Source organism: Deinococcus fonticola (assembly GCF_004634215.1).
Lineage (GTDB): Bacteria > Deinococcota > Deinococci > Deinococcales > Deinococcaceae > Deinococcus > Deinococcus fonticola.
On sequence record NZ_SMMH01000001.1, the window covers coordinates 198,083 to 214,141 of the forward strand.

Below are 16,059 nucleotides of genomic sequence, written 5' to 3' on the forward strand. Positions count from 1 at the left end.
CCATATGACACGAACTGAATTCTGACGATTGCGAGTACACTGGGACATGCGAGTGGCTCAACCCAGGGAAGGTTGACCCTCAAGACTGGAGGCACAGCATGAAAGTAGGTATTAACGGTTTTGGCCGCATTGGCCGCCTGGTGTTCCGCATCCTGGTCGACCGTGGCGTCGACGTGGTCGCCATCAACGACCTGACCGACAACAAGACCCTGGCCACCCTGCTGAAGTACGACAGCACTGCCGGACGCTTCAGCGGCACCGTCGAGTACGACGACGAGTATCTGACTGTAAATGGTAAGAAAATCCACGCCCTCTCGGAGCGCGACCCCGCCAACATCAAGTGGGGCGAAATGGGTGTGGACATCGTGATCGAGTCCACCGGGATCTTCACGGATCGCGACGGTGACAAGGGGGCCAGCAAGCACCTCCAGGGCGGCGCCAAGAAGGTCATCATCACCGCGCCGGCCAAGAACGAGGACGTTTCCATCGTGCTGGGCGTGAACGAAGACCAGTACGACCCCAGCCAGCACAACATCATTTCCAATGCGTCCTGCACCACCAACAGCCTGGGCCTGCCCATGAAGCTCATCGATGAAGCGTTCGGCATCGAGAAAGCCATCATGACCACCGTCCACAGCTACACCAACGACCAGAACATCCTCGACCTGCCGCACCGCGACCTGCGCCGCGCCCGCGCCGCCGCCGTGAACATCATCCCCACCAGCACCGGGGCCGCCAAGGCGGTGTCTCAGGTGTACCCCACCCTGAAAGGCAAGTTCGACGGCACCTCGCTGCGCGTCCCCACGCCCACCGGCAGCATCAGCGACGTGGTCGTTATCGTGAAACGCGACGTGACGAAAGAAGAGGTCAACGCGGTCTTCAAGCAGGCCGCCGAAGGCCAGTACAAGGACGTGATCGCCTACACCGAGGACCCCATCGTGCTGACCGATATCCAGGGCGACCCGCACAGCGCCATCATCGACGGCGGCCTGACCATGACCATGGGCAACCTGGTCAAATTCTTCAGCTGGTATGACAACGAGTGGGGCTACAGCAACCGCATCGCGGATCTGGTGGAACTCGTTCAGCAGAAGGGCTAAAAGCCAAGCACTGAAGGCAGAAGGCGGAGAACGGTGCCTTCTGCTTTCTGCCATGAAAAGGAGACAACATGCAGAACCTGTCGAATCTTGACGTGAAGGGCAAGCGCGTGCTGGTGCGCGTGGATTACAACGTGCCGGTAAAGGGTGACCAGGTGGAGGACGCCACGCGCATCGAGGCGAGCCTTCCCACCATTCAGAAGTTGCTGGACGGCGGGGCCAGCGTGGTGCTGATGAGTCACTTCGGGCGCCCCAAGAACGGCCCGGAGGACAAGTACAGCCTGAGGGCCGTGGCGGCCGCGGCAGAAAAGGCGCTGGGCCAGGAAGTGAAGTTCATTCCCAGCCTGCCGGGCAGCGAGGAAACGCTGCAGGCCGTGCAGGCCCTGAAACCCGGTGAGGTGGCGCTGCTGGAAAACGTGCGCTTCGAGGCAGGCGAGGAAAAGAACGACGCCGAATTGAACGCGAAACTGGCCCGGCTGGGGGACGCTTTCGTGCTGGACGCCTTCGGTTCCGCGCACCGCGCCCATTCGTCAGTGAGTGGCGTGGCCGGGAAGCTGCCCCACGCGGCGGGCGGCCTGCTTCAGACGGAAGTGGACGCGCTCGGCAAGCTCCTGACCAACCCCGAGCGGCCCTACGTGGTCATCATCGGCGGGGCGAAGGTCAGCGACAAGATCAAGGTCATCGAGAATCTGCTGCCGAAAGTAGACCGCATGCTGATCGGCGGCGGGATGATGTTCACGTTCATCAAGGCCAGGGGCGGCCAGATCGGCAACAGCCTCGTCGAGGACGATCAACTTGACCTGGCGCGTGGACTGCTGGAGAAGTACGGCGACAAGATCATGCTGCCCAGCGACGCCGTGGCCGCCGACAGGTTCGACAAGGACGCCGAGAGTCGGGTCGTGCCTGCCGACCAGATTCCGGAAGGGTGGATGGGCCTGGACATCGGCCCGGACAGCCGTGAGGCGTATGCCGAAGCCCTGAAAGGCGCCAGGACGGTGTTCTGGAACGGCCCGATGGGCGTCTTCGAATTCGAGCAGTTCGCGGCCGGAACGAACGCCGTGGCCGCCGCTGTCGGCAGTCTGAAGAACCAGGCGTACACCGTCGTGGGCGGCGGGGACAGCGTCAGCGCCATCAACAAGAGCGGCAAGGCCAGCCAGATCGACCATATTTCCACCGGCGGCGGCGCCAGCCTGGAACTGCTGGAAGGCAAGGCTCTGCCCGGCGTCCTGGCGATGAAGTGACCCACGCCGCCACTGTGACCGACCGGGATGCCAGCCAATTCACCGAAGGATTTGCCGAGCGCCTCGTCGCCCACCTGAACCTGATGCGCCGCGAGAGCCAGCCCGACGATCCGCCAGTTCTGCCGGGGAACGTGTGGGGCCAGATGCAACATCTCCCGGCCACAGTAGACCTGCGGTTCTGGACGGTAGAGGATGAGGCGGGCATTCACGCGCATGCCCGTACCCAGTACATGCGCGGCCCGGACAACCAGCACCTCGCGCATATCGAGCTGATGGTGGCTCCGGATCGGCGCGGGCAAGGCCTCGGCCGGCAGTTGCTCGGCCACGCCGCCCGCGCCATGCAAGCCGAAGGCCGAACCCTGCTGGTGGGAACCACGCACGACTGTGTGCCGGCTGGTGAGCGGTTTGCCCGCTGGCACGGTTTCCAGCCGGCGCAGTCCACTCACATCAACCGGCTGCTGCTCAGCGACCTGCCGGCCGATCTGCTGGATCGCTGGATGGCCCGGCCTGACGACGGGTACACCCTGGAGTTCTGGCAGGACGCCGTGCCTGAAGCCGACCTGAACGCCTATGCCAGCCTGCTGGACGTCATGAACAGCGCCCCTACCGACGACCTGGATGTCGAGGACAGCCATATCACCCCCGAGGAAGTGCGGGCCCTCGAACGGCTCGCGGCGGCGGGTGGGCGCACCTCGCTGATCGTCGCGGCCCGCGCGCCGGACGGCACGCTGGCCGGTATGACCGACCTGTCCTGGCGCGCGGCCCAGCCTCAGATCGTGACGCAGGGCAACACGGGGGTGCTGGACGCCCACCGCGGCCGAGGCCTGGGCCGCTGGCTGAAGGCCGCCAACGTGCAGCGCCTCCTCACCCTGAATCCGCAGGCCCGGGAGATCCGCACGCAGAATGCAGACAGCAACGGCCCCATGCTGCACATCAACACCGAGCTGGGATTCCGCCCGTTTATGGCTTCTACCGTCTGGCAGGGCGACACGGCCGGTACCCTGAATCACCTGAAGGAGCACTGACATGACTATCCTGCTGGCCCTGAACTGGAAGATGAACAAAACCCCCACCGAAGCGCGTTCCTGGGCGCAGGAACTGAGCGAGAAGTACGCACCGGTGGACGGCGTAGAACTGGCCGTGATGGCCCCGGCCCTTGACCTGTCTGCCCTGTCGGCCAACCTGCCGGCGGGTGTGGCGTTTGGCGGACAGGACGTGTCCGAACACGAGTCCGGCGCGTACACCGGTGAAGTGAGCGCCGCCATGCTCAAGGACGCTGGTGCGGGTTACGTGGTGGTCGGGCACAGCGAACGCCGGGAGTACCACGCGGAAATGGACGCGCAGGTGGCCGCCAAAGCCCGGCAGGCGCAGAAAAATGGGCTGATTCCTATCGTGTGCGTGGGCGAGAAACTGGAGGTGCGCGAAAAAAGCGAGCACGTGCCGTTTACGCTCGCGCAACTGGCCGGCAGCCTGGAAGGTGTGGGGGCGGACGTGGTGATCGCCTACGAACCCGTCTGGGCCATCGGCACCGGCAAGACCGCCACGGCGGACGATGCCGAGGAACTGGCCGCCGCTATCCGTAACGCGCTGAAACATCAGTACGGCGAGAAAGCCGCCGGCATTCGCGTGCTGTACGGCGGAAGCGTAAAACCGGACAACATCGCCGAAATCTGCGGGAAGCCGAACGTGAACGGCGCCCTGGTCGGCGGCGCGAGTCTGAAGGTGCCGGACGTGCTGGGCATGCAGGACGCGCTGAAGTAGGCCGTCCGCAGAAGCTCCTCAATGAAGAAGGTCACGGGCCTGATAAGCCGTGACCTTCTCCTTATGTCTCTTTCTGCTGGAACGTGGCTTGTCAGTCGGCGGCGACGGCCTGACCGAGGTTGAAGGCCTGGTGGACGGCGGCGGTGGCGGTATCCACGGCCGCGCCGTCGATGGCCACCGAGATGTTCAACTCGCTGCTGCCCTGCGAGATCATCAGGACGTTCACGTCACTTTGCGCCAGGGCAGTGAACATCTTGGCCGAGACGCCGCGCTGGCCGCGCATGCCGCTGCCCACGATGGCCAGCACCGCCACGCCGGGCTGCTCCTCGACCTTCAGTTCCCCGGTGATGCCCTCGCGCAGCGCACGCAGGGCGCGTTCAGCGTCGGTGCTGGGCACCGCCAGCGAGACGTTACTCATGGAGCTGCTCTGCGAGACCATCAGCAGCGTGATGTTCTCGCGCGCGATGGCGGTAAAGACGCTGGCGACCACTTCCGGCACGCCCAGCACCCCCGCGCCCTGCACGTTGATGAGGCTGACGCTGCGAATGGCGGTGACTGCCTTGACGGGGCGGCCGGGTTCGTTGGCAGTGTCGGCGTGTACCAGGGTGCCGGCAAAATCCGGGTCGGTGGAATTCTTGAGGCGCAGCGGAATCTGGCTGTCCTGAAGCGGCGTGACCGCCAGTGGGTGCAGGACTTTCGCGCCGAAGTACGCCAGTTCCATCACCTCGCCGTAACTCAGGACTTCAATGTTGCGGGCGTCTTTCACCACGCGGGGGTCGGCGCTCATCACGCCGTCCACGTCCTTCCAGGCCCATACCTCGTCTGCGCCCAGCGCCTTGCCGATAATCGTGGCGGTAAAATCGGTGCCGCCGCGCCCCAGGGTGGTGACCACGCCGCGTTCCGTTTCGCCCATGAAGCCGGCGACCACGGGCGTTACGCCGGCACTCATGACGCCGGTCAGGCGGTCTTTCACGCGTTCGTAGGTGTGCGCCGTGGGGCGGGCGTTGCCGAAGTGCGTGTCGGTCAGGATGCCGGCCTCGCCGCCGGTGAGGTGCTTGGCCCGCAGGCCCTGCTGCTCCAGCGCCAGACTCATCAGGGGCGCACTCAGGCGCTCGCCAAAGGCCACGATCAGGTCGCGGCTGCGCGGCGTGAGTTCGCGCAGCAGGTACACGCCGTACACCGCCTGGCGCAGCGTCTCGTGCATCTCGCGGATTTCTCGCACGGTCTCGGAATCGGGGGCCGCGCCGAGTTCCTGCGCGGCGCTGAAATGCCGGGTGCGCATGGCGGCGATCTCGTCGTTGGCCCTGGCGATGTCACCGGACTGCGCGGCGTCTGCCAGGGTCAGCAGTTGATTGGTCACGCCGGCCATGGCGGACACCACCACCACGACCTTGATGCCTTCCTTGATGCTGCGGCCTGCCAGGCTGGCGCTGTGGCGGATGGCGCCCGCGTCGCCCATGTTGGTGCCGCCGAACTTCATGACAAGTAGGGAGTAAGTCATCTCATGAGCAGTATGCCGTCCTGGCGTCAGGTCTGGGTTGGACTGTCTGAGCAGTCGGGGTTGAATATCTATAAGTGAATAGTTTCACGATTGAAACGAGCCGTGAAATTTTTGTTCTCTACTTGTAGGAGCTTCGGCCGGGTTCAAGAAAAGTCCGGTAATCACGCCTGCCAGGCCGTGCACGTAGACGAGTTCGAGTCGCCTTCCAGATCCATCAGCAGGTATGCCATAAGCACCGGGACAACGAAACGGTGAGCGGCGTTCCTGCGCGGCTGCCGGCATCTCCCCTATGCTGTGGTGTGCATTTCGACGACCTGCCCGTGCTGCCCACCACGCCCGGCGTTTACCTGTTCCGCAAAGGCGGCCTGCCCATTTACATCGGCAAGGCCAACAACCTGCGTTCGCGCGTCTCGCAGCACTTCAAGGTCGGTGGCAAAAGCGGCAAGTTCACGGCGCTGGCCGAGGAACTGGAATTCATCTCGGCACGCAACGAGGTCGAGGCGCTGATTCTGGAAGCCAACCTGATCAAGCAGCACCGCCCGCATTACAACGTGCTGCTGAAAGACGACAAGCACTACCCCTTCCTGAAGCTGACCAACGAGGAATTCCCGATGCTGGTCGTGACGCGGCGGGTGCTGAAGGACGGCGCGAGTTACTACGGCCCCTACCCGGATGCCTCGGCGGTGCGGCGCGTCAAGCATCTGATCGACACCATGTTTCCGCTGCGCAAGAACAGCGGGCTGCCCTTGCAGAAAAAGCCGCGTCCGTGCCTGAATTTTCACATGGGGCGCTGCCTGGGGCCGTGCGTCGACCGGGCCGACCCGGGCGAGTACCGGCAGGTGGTGGACGATGTGAAAGCCCTGCTGGAGGGCCGCGCCGCGCCCGTAATTGCGCGGTTGAAGACCGACATGGCCGCCGCCGCCAAGGGGCAGGACTTCGAGCAGGCCGCGAGGTTGCGTGACCGGGTACAGGCGGTTGAAAAATTGTTCGGCACCGAGCAACACGCCTTTGTCAGCGACGAGACCGATCTGGATTTCCTGGGGGTGGCGCAGGCCGGGGAATTTGCCATGGTGCAGCTGTTCCGCATGCGCGGCGGGCGTGTGGTGGGGCGCGACAAGCGCTTCCTGACCAATGCCGAGGACAGCACGCTGGGTGAGATTGTCGAGGCGTTCGTGCAGGATTACTACACCCAGGCCACACACGTGCCGCCGCTGATCCTGCTGCCCGCCGATTTCGACGATACGCCGGTGTGGAGCGAATTCCTGAGCCAGCAGGCGGGCCGGCGTATCGAGATGCGTACCCCCAAGCGCGGCGACAAGGTCGATCTGGTCGAGATGGCGCAGCGCAACGCGCATAACGGGCTGGAGTCCGAACTGGCGCTGCTGGAACGGCGTGGCGACCACCCCGGCCTGGACGCGCTGCGCGAGGTATTGGCGCTGCCGGACAGGCCCTGGCGCATCGAGGGCTACGACAACTCGAACCTGTTCGGCAACAATATCGTGTCGGGCATGGTGGTGTTCGAGGGCGGGCGCTCGCGGCGTGGCGAACACCGGCGTTTCAAGGTCAGGGGCCTGGATCACCCGGACGATTACACCAGCATGAAACAGACCATCTTGCGGCGCTTCACCGGGAGCCTCTCGGACAAGTTGCCGCTGCCCGACCTGCTGCTGATCGACGGGGGACGCGGGCAGGTAAACGCGGCGCTCGACGCCCTGAAAGAAGCAAACCTGCGCCTTCCGGTGGTGGGCCTGGCCAAGCGCGAGGAACGCCTCATTCTGCCGGGACGCTTCGGTGCGCAGTGGTGGCTGGAAAATGGCACCGAAATCGGCGTGAACCGCGAACTGCTGCTGCCACACACGCACCCGGCCCTGCGCATGCTGATCGGCGTGCGCGATGAGGTTCACCAGTACGCCGTCACGTACCACCGCAAGTTGCGCGGGCAGGACATGCTCAAGAGCGTATTCGACGACCTGCCCGGCATCGGGCAGAAACGCAAGGACGCTCTGCTGGAGCACTTCACCAGTCTGGAAGACCTGGCCAGCGCGCCGGTCGAGCAGATTGCCGCCGTGCCTGGCATGAATGCCCGCGCCGCCCAGAGTGTCAAGGAATTCCTGACGCAGCGGGCCGCGAACCAGACCCCACTCTGATCAGACGGTGGCGCGGCTGTCTTCTCGGTACTGATCCGCCTGAAGTCGCCATAACTGGGCACAATCCCCGCCCTGGGCCAGCCGTTCGGTGTGGGTGCCGTCCTCAATCAGGCGGCCCGCTTTCATGACGAGAATCCGGTCGGCCATCAGGACACTGCCCACGCGGTGCGTTGAGCTGGCTCCGCAGCAGGTGTCTCCCCATCGCATCGTCGAAGTACCGAGAATGCCGACGACCTGTCCCCACATCAAGGTTGAGGCCCGCACTCGTTCAGATGGCGGGCCTCGGTGAAAAATTCGGTTGGCTGGTCATGGTCTCAGATCAGGCGGGGGCGCCTGGCGGGCAACAGGAAGCGCAGGAGGTTCCAGGCGGCGGGCTGGCGGGCCTGACGCTGCGCCTGGCGGGCCTGACGGTCGCGCTCGGCTTCGGCCAGGAGGTCAGCGGCGCGGTGTTGACCCCAGTTGAGGTTCGGGTTCATGTCGGCTCCTTTGGGTTCGCGCATGTGGCGTTCACCTGCCTTAAATGATGCCAGGACGCCCCCACACGCCACATCCGCCGGGTGACGCAGCGGCGCGTGCGTCAATTGGCGTAGCGTGAAGGGCCGCCGTAAGCCGGACGGTCAGGTTTGACGTGTAATGGCCTGATGCGGGATACGGAAAATCCGGGTCCGGGGGCGGCGGCGCCACCCGTGCGCGAGGGCCAGCCGGCCCCACCGCCGCGCCTGACCCTGCTGCTGCTGGCGGTGGTGTTCGTGTGCCTGGTGCTGGCGCTGCTGCTGACGGTGGGCGTCTTTCGGCGCGGGGGCTTTCCGTGGGATCAGGCGATTCTGGACTGGTACCGGGCGCACCGCACACCTACCTTGACGGCGCTGGCGCGGGGCGTGGGGGTGCTAGGCGGATTAAGCGTACTGCCGCTGGTTACGGCGGCGCTGGCGGGTGGGCTGGCGTGGGCGGGGCGGCGCATGGCAGCCCTCTTCCTGCTGCTCAGCGTGTACGGGGCCATTCTGCTGAACATCTCGGCAAAGGTGGTGTTTCATCGGCCCAGGCCGGACGAGTTGGGCGCGGTGCTGGTCGAGCCGGGCTTCAGTTTCCCCAGCGGTCACGCCATGTCGAATGCGGCGTTCGGTCTGGCCGTGGCGGTGCTGTGGCGCGGGAACCCCTGGGTCATGGCGCTGGGCTGGGCGTGGGCCTTTCTGGTGCCGGTCACCCGGAATTACCTGGGGGTTCACTACCCCACGGATGTCAGCGTGGGTTTTCTGACCAGCCTGGCGTGGGTGTTCGGTCTGGCGGCCCTGTTCAGCCACTACAGGAACAGGCGCCGGTAGCCGCCCCGTCCGGCAGGACTTTGACGCGAACCGCACGGTGCCAGCACCCCCTTCGCTGCGTATAGCCTCGTGGCCGCGTGGTGGTCTGAATCGGTTTACACTCGGCGCATGGATTCCGTGAAGGCTGTGCTGTTCGACCGAGACGACACCCTGTCTACCACCGATTTCAGTGTGTACCAGGAGGCCGCGCAGTGGATGGAAAGCCAGTGGGGAACGCCCGCACAGCACGCGCTGAACACCCTGGCCGAGCACTGGCGAGGGAAAGCGCAGGCCTGGTGGCACCTGCGCAGCCACGACGAGGAACGGGCCTTCTGGAGCAGCTACTCCGACGAGCTGGCCTGCAAACTGAACATCCACCGCGAGCAGGCGCAGGAACTGGCCGAGCAGTATCCCTACGAGAAGTACCTGAAGGCCGTGCCCAACGCCCGCGCGGTGCTGCTGGCGCTGCGTGGGCGGGGCCTGAAGATAGGCGTGCTGAGCAACACCCTGCCCAGCATCGAACGGACGCTGGAGGCGATCGGCCTGTGGGACGTGGTGGATGTGGCGCTGGCGACCTGCACGCTGGGCGTGCACAAACCGGAGCTGGAGGCGTTTACCCTGGCGGCGCAGGCCATGCAGGTGCACCCCAGCGAAGTGCTGTTCGTGGATGACCGGCAGGAGAACGTGGACGCCGCCCGCCAGGTGGGCATGCACGCTTACCTGATCGACCTCGGGGGCCAGCACCGGGAGGCCCTTCACTCGCTGGATGAGCTGCTGGCACTGCCGCAGCTGCCGGGCGCCCAGGAAGAACTGCAAGAAGGGCCTCGACTGGACACCCGCACGCACGCTTACGATGCGCAGCAACGCCGCGCCGACATCACGCTTCAGGGGAAGTTGCCGGGGGAAGGGTGGCAGTGGGTCACGCCGCGCCGCGCCCTCACCACGCGGCGCACGACCCTGAAAGCTGACCCGGACGCCGGGGCCACGCAGGTCTCCGAGGCGCTGCCCGGCGAGGTGCTGGAGCTGCTGTGGCGCGAAGGCGAATGGTGGCGGGCACGCGGAACGCACGACGCTTACCTGGGCTGGGTGAAGGAGGCCGACCTGACCGAGGCCACGAACTGGACGCCGGATCTGACCGTGCAGGCGTTGAGGGCGCACGCTTTTGAAGGGCCGAAGGTGTCGAGCCGGATCGTGGCCGAGCTGTGCCTGGGCGCGGCCCTGCAGCGACGTGAAGCGGATGGGGAGGCTCAGGGCAACGCGGAAACGCCGGGCTGGGTGCCGGTTACGCTGCCGGGCGGCCAGGCGGCGTGGGTCAGCCAGGCGTGCTTCGTGCAGCCCAGCGCAAGCGTAACCGAGCTGGCCCTGCGTTTTCTGGAAGCGCCCTACGTGTGGGGCGGGCGCTCGGCGTGGGGGCTGGACTGCTCGGGCTTTACGCAGCTGGTGTACGCGGCGTTCGGCCAGGCCCTGCCACGGGACGCCGATCAGCAGCAGGTGGCCACCCGGCCGGTCGAGTCGCCGCGGGCAGGCGACCTGGCCTTTTTCCCCGGTCACGTGGGCCTGATGCTGGATGACCGGCGCATGATTCACGCCAACGCCACGGGCATGCGCGTGACCATCGAGACGCTGGGCGAGGGCGAATACGGAGAGCGGCTGGCAGCGTCCCGGATCGGGTTCGGGAGGGTGCAGTGAGCGTCGTCTGGGAGACGCTGGAGCTGCACACCGCGCAGCCTTTCGGGATTGCCCGCTGGACGCACAGCGTGTACCCGCGTACCTTCGTGACTTTCACGCAGGGCGGCCTCACGGGCCGCGGCGAGGCGGCACCGAACGCCTTTTACGGCGAGACGCGCGGCACGGTGGAGGCGGTGCTGCCGCTGCTGCAAGGCGCGCTGCAAGACCCCTGGGACTGGGAAGGGTTGCAGCGTGCCCTGCAGGCGCGCATGCCGCACGACCACCCCAGCGTGAAGTGCGCCCTGGAGATGGCGGCGCTGGAGTGGTGCGCCCTGCGGGCGGGGGTGCCGGTGTGGCGGCTGCTGGGCCTCTCCCCCGCCACGCTGCCGGAAAGCAGTTACACCGTGAGCCTGGGCGAACTGGACCGGATGCGCGCCGACGCCCGTGAAGCCGTGGGGCGCGGACACAAGGTGCTGAAGGTAAAACTGGGGACTGAGCGCGACGAGGCGATCCTGTCGGCCCTGCGTGAGGAAGTGCCGGAGGTGACCCTGCGGGTGGATGCCAACGCCGCCTGGACGCGCTCCCAGGCCCGGCGCATGCTGGACGTGCTGGACGCCGCGCGGGTCGAGCTGCTGGAGCAACCCCTGGCTGCGGGTGACCTTGAAGGGCACGCGGCGCTGCGGGCCGTCTCGAAAGTGCCGGTGGTCGCGGACGAGAGCCTGCACCACGTCCGGGATGTCGTTGCCCTGGCCGGGGCTTTCGACGGTGTGAACCTGAAACTGGCCAAGCTGGGTGGCCCGCTACAGGCCTTGCAGGCGCTGCGGCTGGCGCGGGCGCACCATATGCAGGTCATGATCGGGTGCATGATCGAGAGCAGCCTGGGCATCAGCGCCGCCGCTCACCTGGCGGGCCTGTGCGACTGGGCCGACCTGGACGGGGCACTGCTGCTGGCCGACGACCCTTTCGGCGGGCTGGCGTGGCAGGCCGGGCAGCTGGCACAGCCGGCGGGCCTGGGTTGGGGGGTACAGCGTCTGGAGATGCAGCGCCTGGGGAGTGCGACGCCGTGAAGCGTGACCTGCGTGTGGCGATCATCGGGTGCGGCAACCGGGGCGCGGACGTGTACGCCCGGCATCTGGCGGAGTTGGGGGCAGAGGTAGGGGTCACGGTCAGCCACCTGGTAGAGCCCAGGCCGGCGCGGCTGGCCGAGGTGGCCGCCCAGCACGGCGTGCCAGCCGAGGCGCAGTTCGCGCACTGGGCCGACTTCTTCGCGCTGGGGCGGGTGGCTGACGCGGTGGTGATCGCCACGCCGGACGACGCGCACATCGGCCCGGCGGTGCAGGCGCTGGCACTGGGATACGACGTGCTGCTGGAGAAGCCCATCTGCCTGCATGAGGAGGAACTGGACGTGCTACAGAGGGCCGAGGCCGCCTCCACTGGCCGCGTGAGCGTGTGTCACGTCTTGCGGGCCGCACCGTTTTTCCGGGCGGTCAACGAGGTGCTCAGCTCCGGGCGACTGGGGCAACTGGTGGGCATCAACCTGGTAGAGAACGTGGCGTTCTGGCATTACGCGCACTCCTACGTGCGCGGCAACTGGCGCGCCTCTCCCCCGGCAGCTCCTTTCATTCTGGCCAAAAGCTGTCACGACCTGGATGTCCTGCGCTGGTTCGCCGGCCGCCCGCCCATCAGGGTCAGCAGTTCCGGCGGGCTGCATCACTTTCGCCCGGAACAGGCCCCGCCCGGCGCGGCGCAGCGGTGCGTGACCTGCCCCGTGCCGGACTGTCCCTTCGACGCGCGGAGCATCTACCGTTCGCGTCCGCCGGGCCAGTGGCCGCTGACGGTGCTCATGGCTGGAGGTTCCACCCTGGAGCAGGCGCTGGAGGACGGCCCTTACGGCGAATGCGTGTACCTGGGAAAAAACAACGTGCCGGATCACCAGGTGGTCACGGTGGAGTTCGCGGTTGGCCTGCAGGCCGAGTTGACCGTCAGTGCCTTTACCCACAACAACACCCGCACCCTGAAGATCATGGGGTCGCACGGGGAACTGCGCGGGCATCTGGATCACGGCGAGGTGGAAGTGCATGATTTCCGCACCGGCGGCCGCGAGGTCATTCGGGTGGACACGGCCGGCAACCACGGGGGCGGGGACGTTGCCCTGGTGGCCGGGTGGGCGGCTGCACTGCGCGGCGAAGCGCCGGTACCGACGCCGCTGGCCGAGTCGCTGGATTCGCACCGGATGGCTTTTGCAGCGGAGAAATCACGCCTGGGTGGGGTGAAGATTCCGCTGTGAGGCGGAGGGTGGAAAAGGAACCTGCTTATGTTACTGGGTAAGTGAAAATATTCACGATTAAATCCGCCCGTGAATTTTTTGTTTCCCTTTATTCAAGTAAAAAGCCGTGCAGTGGGGGCAAGGTGCGGAACTTCACCCAGTCGCCCACCCGCAGCGTCGGCAGGGGCTCAAAGGACGAGAGCACGATCGGCAGCCGCGCCTGCACCACGCACGAGCGGCGCGAGACATGAATGATCTCCCCCACTCCCTCAGCTTCGGATGCGCCCAGCATGGTGAAGGTCTGCTGGGACTCGCCAGGCAGGGCCTCCCAGGCAGACGCCTCGACCACCCCGTGCACCAGCACCCGCGCCGGGCCAGGGTGAGCGCGGTAAGGCCCGGTGCGGTCGAACAGGTACAGCACCCGGCCCGCCGCGGCGAATTCCATCAGCGGACTGCCCTCGATCTGTGGATGCAGCGTGCCGGAAGCGGCAAACTCGGCGTAGCGGGTCAGAAACTCCTGCTCCGAATTCTCCAGCGAACGGCGTTCAGGGCTGCGGGCGGCGCGGGCATTTTCAGTGGTCAAGGCGCTTATCCTGGCGGCAAGGGGACGGGGGCTTCATTCCCGTCATTCTAGTGTGCCCGGTTCCGCCCGCGCGGCCAGGTGAAACAGGTCGGGTTTGAAGGCGTTCAGGGCGTCCAGTCGGGCGTCGGCGCGTTCCAGGCAGAAGGTGCCTTCCACCTCGCGCTGCACATGAATCAGCACCAGGCCGATCAGGCGTTCCAGTTGCGCCCACGCTACGCTCTGGTCGCTGTAGGCCACCTGCGCGCGGCGCAGCAGGGTCAAGGCCTGGAACTCCTGCCCATCGGCAAACGCCCGGGCGGCCTCCAGCGGCACAAAGTTCAGGCCAGGGGTCAAATCAGGGGTCAGGTCAGGGTGCGCCACGCCACGTCCACCACCACACCCGCCAGCATGGTCAGGGCCAACCACATGTTGGCGTCGAAAAACGCCACGTTCGCTTTCGTCAGGTCGTTGGGGTTCACCAGGCGGTGCTCGTACAGCAGGATGCCGCCCATGGCGAGCGCCGCCAGATAGTAGAAAATGCTTGCGCCAGACAGCCACCCGACCAGCAGCAGCAGCGCGAAGGTGAGGGCGTGGCTGACGGCCGCGATCTTCAGGGCACGCGGAATGCCGAAGCGCGCCGGGATGCTCTTGATGCCGTTCTTGAGGTCGAAGCCGTAGTCCATGGTGGCGTAGATCACGTCCAGGCCGATCATCCAGAAAATGACGACCGCCCACAGGGCCCAGGTGGCCGGCGCGAAGTGGCCGGTCACCGCGATCCAGCCGCCCGCCGCCGCCGCGCCGTCGGTGATGCCCAGCCAGGCGTGGCACAGCCAGGTGAAGCGCTTGGTGTACGGATACCCGATCAGGAACACCACCGCCAGCGGCAGCAGCGCCAGGCACAGCGGGTTGAGCTGCGCCGCCGCGACCACCAGCACCACGAGGCTCACGACCACCAGTGTCCAGGCCTGCATGGGCGTCACTTTGCCGCTGGCCACCTCGCGGCTGGCCGTGCGCGGGTTGCGGGCGTCGATGAAGCGGTCGATCACGCGGTTGGCGCCCATCGCCGCTGTGCGGGCCGAGGCCATCGCCACCGTGACCCAGAACAGCACAGGCCACCCCGGCCAGCCGCTGCCGCTGTGCTGCATGCTGGCCAGCAGCATCCCGGCGTAGGCGAACGGCAGGGCGAACACGGTGTGCTCGAATTTCACGAGGTCGTAATAGGTTTTCAGGCGGGCGGCGAAACTCACGAGAAGTCAGGATAGCGCGGCGGCGGTGGGCGGTACGGAAATGCACAGAAGCGGGTTCGGTTGAGGCACCCGACCCCCTCTCCGAACAGACTTCAGCCCTTCCGACGCGCACCCCGCCGCATTCCTGCCTAGACTGTGCGGCATGCGCGCTGAACTGTTGGCCCGGATCGAATCGCTGCTCCCCACGGGGGGGGACTTGCCGGAACTGCAGCGCTACGCGGCGATGCTGAGGGATTATCCGCAGCGCGGCGGCAAGGGGCTGCGCTCGGAGTTGCTGCTGGGCACCGCGCGGGCCTACGGCGTGGCCGAGGGTTCGCCGGAGTGGGAGCGGGCGCTGTGGCTGGCGGCGGCGCTGGAGCTGTTTCAGAACTGGGTGCTGATCCACGACGACATCGAGGACGACAGCGAGGAGCGGCGCGGCCGGCCGGCCCTGCACCGCCTGCACGGCGTGCCGCTGGCCATTAACGCGGGCGACGCACTGCACGTCTACATGTGGATGGCGGTGCGGCGTTCGAGGGTCGACCCGGCACTGGACGAATTCATGACTATGGTGCTGAAGACCGCCGAGGGGCAGCACCTCGACCTGGCCTGGGTTGAGACGCGGGAATGGAACCTGACGCCCGAGGACTATCTGCGTATGGTGCGCCTGAAAACGGCGTACTACACGGTGATCTACCCGCTGAGACTGGGGGCGCTGGCGGCAGGGCATGAGCCGTCGGCGGAGTTCGAGGCGGCGGGGCTGGCGCTGGGTACGGCCTTTCAGATCCGCGATGACGTCCTGAACCTGATCGGCGACCCGGCGAAGTACGGCAAGGAAATTGGCGGGGACCTGCTGGAAGGCAAACGGACGCTGATCGTGCTGCACTGGCTGGCGGGCGCCTCAGCGCAACAGAGAACAGTCTTCCTGGAGCGCATGAACCGGGCGCGAACCGAAAAGAATGCCGGGCAGATGGAGGAGTTGCTGACATGGCTGAGGGAGAGTGGCAGTGTCCGGGCCGCGCAGGAGTTCGCGAACCGCGAGGCGCAGCGGGGGCTGGCGGCGCTGGCACAGGCACTGGCCGGGGCACCGAACCAGCACGCAACCGAGGCGCTGTTACAGACCATGAAAGTGCTGGCGACCCGCGACGCCTGAAGCGACCAAGCAACAAAAGGCTGAAAAGTCAACCCCTGACGCACGCTGTCCAATGCGCAAAGACGAGCCGGAGTAGGGGTGCCTTTGTCCTGTCTATGCGTGTATTCTCGGCATGACAAAAGTCTTTTCAGCAAGG

Annotated in this window: 16 protein-coding genes; 10 read left to right on the plus strand and 6 right to left on the minus strand. The window is 66.2% G+C overall.

Annotated elements, in window-relative coordinates; genetic code table 11:
* Positions 1-98: 98 nt before the first annotated feature.
* The 4 genes from gap (at position 99) to tpiA (ending at position 4,099) form a co-directional block, all read left to right on the plus strand.
* Positions 99-1,100, plus strand: coding sequence for a type I glyceraldehyde-3-phosphate dehydrogenase (gene gap, locus E5Z01_RS01010; RefSeq protein WP_135227662.1), 1,002 nt, complete (start codon positions 99-101; stop codon positions 1,098-1,100).
* 68 nt (positions 1,101-1,168) lie between these two features.
* Entirely contained in the window at positions 1,169-2,338 is a 1,170-nt protein-coding gene (locus E5Z01_RS01015; protein ID WP_135227663.1) for a phosphoglycerate kinase, read from the plus strand.
* Complete coding sequence (locus E5Z01_RS01020) at positions 2,335-3,363, plus strand: GNAT family N-acetyltransferase (RefSeq protein ID WP_135227664.1); 1,029 nt, start codon at positions 2,335-2,337, stop codon at positions 3,361-3,363. Before E5Z01_RS01015 ends, E5Z01_RS01020 begins: the two co-directional genes overlap by 4 nt.
* Position 3,364: 1 nt before the next feature.
* Entirely contained in the window at positions 3,365-4,099 is a 735-nt protein-coding gene (tpiA, locus tag E5Z01_RS01025; protein ID WP_135227665.1) for a triose-phosphate isomerase, read from the plus strand.
* A 91-nt stretch (positions 4,100-4,190) separates the two neighbouring features.
* On the opposite strand, the gene E5Z01_RS01030 is transcribed toward tpiA, so the two are convergent.
* Positions 4,191-5,600: an aspartate kinase gene (locus E5Z01_RS01030; protein ID WP_135227666.1), complete on the minus strand. Its 1,410-nt coding sequence runs from the start codon at positions 5,598-5,600 to the stop codon at positions 4,191-4,193.
* Positions 5,601-5,899: 299 nt separating this feature from the next.
* On the opposite strand from E5Z01_RS01030, the gene uvrC reads away from it, so the two are divergent.
* Positions 5,900-7,747, plus strand: a complete 1,848-nt coding sequence (gene uvrC, locus E5Z01_RS01035) for an excinuclease ABC subunit UvrC (protein WP_135227667.1) — start codon at positions 5,900-5,902, stop codon at positions 7,745-7,747.
* Here uvrC and E5Z01_RS01040 read toward each other — a convergent pair whose 3' ends face one another.
* Together E5Z01_RS01040 and E5Z01_RS01045 are read right to left on the minus strand one after the other, a co-directional pair.
* Entirely contained in the window at positions 7,748-7,954 is a 207-nt protein-coding gene (locus tag E5Z01_RS01040; protein WP_135227668.1) for a hypothetical protein, read from the minus strand.
* A 107-nt stretch (positions 7,955-8,061) separates the two neighbouring features.
* On the minus strand, positions 8,062-8,328 hold the full coding sequence (locus E5Z01_RS01045) for a hypothetical protein (RefSeq protein ID WP_135227669.1): 267 nt from the start codon (positions 8,326-8,328) through the stop codon (positions 8,062-8,064).
* A gap of 60 nt (positions 8,329-8,388) precedes the next feature.
* Between E5Z01_RS01045 and E5Z01_RS01050 the strand changes: the two genes are divergently transcribed.
* The 4 genes from E5Z01_RS01050 to E5Z01_RS01065 all read left to right on the plus strand — a co-directional run bounded on the left by E5Z01_RS01050 (position 8,389) and on the right by E5Z01_RS01065 (position 13,003).
* Positions 8,389-9,069 (plus strand): phosphatase PAP2 family protein, encoded by a 681-nt coding sequence (locus tag E5Z01_RS01050; protein WP_135227670.1) that lies wholly within the window; start codon positions 8,389-8,391, stop codon positions 9,067-9,069.
* Positions 9,070-9,177: 108 nt separating this feature from the next.
* Complete coding sequence (locus tag E5Z01_RS20295; protein WP_338069119.1) at positions 9,178-10,737, plus strand: HAD-IA family hydrolase; 1,560 nt, start codon at positions 9,178-9,180, stop codon at positions 10,735-10,737.
* Complete coding sequence (locus E5Z01_RS01060; RefSeq protein ID WP_135227671.1) at positions 10,734-11,783, plus strand: dipeptide epimerase; 1,050 nt, start codon at positions 10,734-10,736, stop codon at positions 11,781-11,783. Before E5Z01_RS20295 ends, E5Z01_RS01060 begins: the two co-directional genes overlap by 4 nt.
* Positions 11,780-13,003, plus strand: a complete 1,224-nt coding sequence (locus E5Z01_RS01065; RefSeq protein WP_135227672.1) for a Gfo/Idh/MocA family protein — start codon at positions 11,780-11,782, stop codon at positions 13,001-13,003. The genes E5Z01_RS01060 and E5Z01_RS01065 overlap by 4 nt, the downstream gene beginning before the upstream one ends.
* Positions 13,004-13,091: 88 nt before the next feature.
* On the opposite strand, the gene E5Z01_RS01070 is transcribed toward E5Z01_RS01065, so the two are convergent.
* From E5Z01_RS01070 to mqnP, 3 genes are read right to left on the minus strand one after another with little or no spacing between them, the layout of a single operon-like run.
* Positions 13,092-13,565 carry a hypothetical protein gene (locus E5Z01_RS01070; RefSeq protein ID WP_240738115.1) on the minus strand — a complete coding sequence of 158 codons (474 nt, stop codon included), beginning with the start codon at positions 13,563-13,565 and terminating at the stop codon, positions 13,092-13,094.
* A gap of 42 nt (positions 13,566-13,607) precedes the next feature.
* Positions 13,608-13,925, minus strand: a complete 318-nt coding sequence (locus E5Z01_RS01075) for a hypothetical protein (RefSeq protein ID WP_240738116.1) — start codon at positions 13,923-13,925, stop codon at positions 13,608-13,610.
* The gene (gene mqnP / locus E5Z01_RS01080; RefSeq protein ID WP_135227673.1) at positions 13,907-14,791 is read right to left on the minus strand and encodes a menaquinone biosynthesis prenyltransferase MqnP; all 885 of its coding nucleotides are present in this window, start codon (positions 14,789-14,791) and stop codon (positions 13,907-13,909) included. The genes E5Z01_RS01075 and mqnP overlap by 19 nt, the downstream gene beginning before the upstream one ends.
* A 142-nt stretch (positions 14,792-14,933) precedes the next feature.
* On the opposite strand from mqnP, the gene E5Z01_RS01085 reads away from it, so the two are divergent.
* On the plus strand, positions 14,934-15,923 hold the full coding sequence (locus tag E5Z01_RS01085; RefSeq protein WP_135227674.1) for a polyprenyl synthetase family protein: 990 nt from the start codon (positions 14,934-14,936) through the stop codon (positions 15,921-15,923).
* The last annotated feature ends 136 nt before the right edge of the window (positions 15,924-16,059 follow it).

Coding starts and splice junctions, on each gene's coding strand:
- gap (WP_135227662.1), top strand. CDS start 99: ATGAAAGTAGGTATTAACGGTTTTGGCCGCATTGGCCGCCTGGTGTTC.
- E5Z01_RS01015 (WP_135227663.1), top strand. CDS start 1,169: ATGCAGAACCTGTCGAATCTTGACGTGAAGGGCAAGCGCGTGCTGGTG.
- tpiA (WP_135227665.1), top strand. CDS start 3,365: ATGACTATCCTGCTGGCCCTGAACTGGAAGATGAACAAAACCCCCACC.
- E5Z01_RS01030 (WP_135227666.1), bottom strand. CDS start 5,600: ATGACTTACTCCCTACTTGTCATGAAGTTCGGCGGCACCAACATGGGC.
- E5Z01_RS01040 (WP_135227668.1), bottom strand. CDS start 7,954: ATGCGATGGGGAGACACCTGCTGCGGAGCCAGCTCAACGCACCGCGTG.
- E5Z01_RS01050 (WP_135227670.1), top strand. CDS start 8,389: ATGCGGGATACGGAAAATCCGGGTCCGGGGGCGGCGGCGCCACCCGTG.
- E5Z01_RS20295 (WP_338069119.1), top strand. CDS start 9,178: ATGGATTCCGTGAAGGCTGTGCTGTTCGACCGAGACGACACCCTGTCT.
- E5Z01_RS01085 (WP_135227674.1), top strand. CDS start 14,934: ATGCGCGCTGAACTGTTGGCCCGGATCGAATCGCTGCTCCCCACGGGG.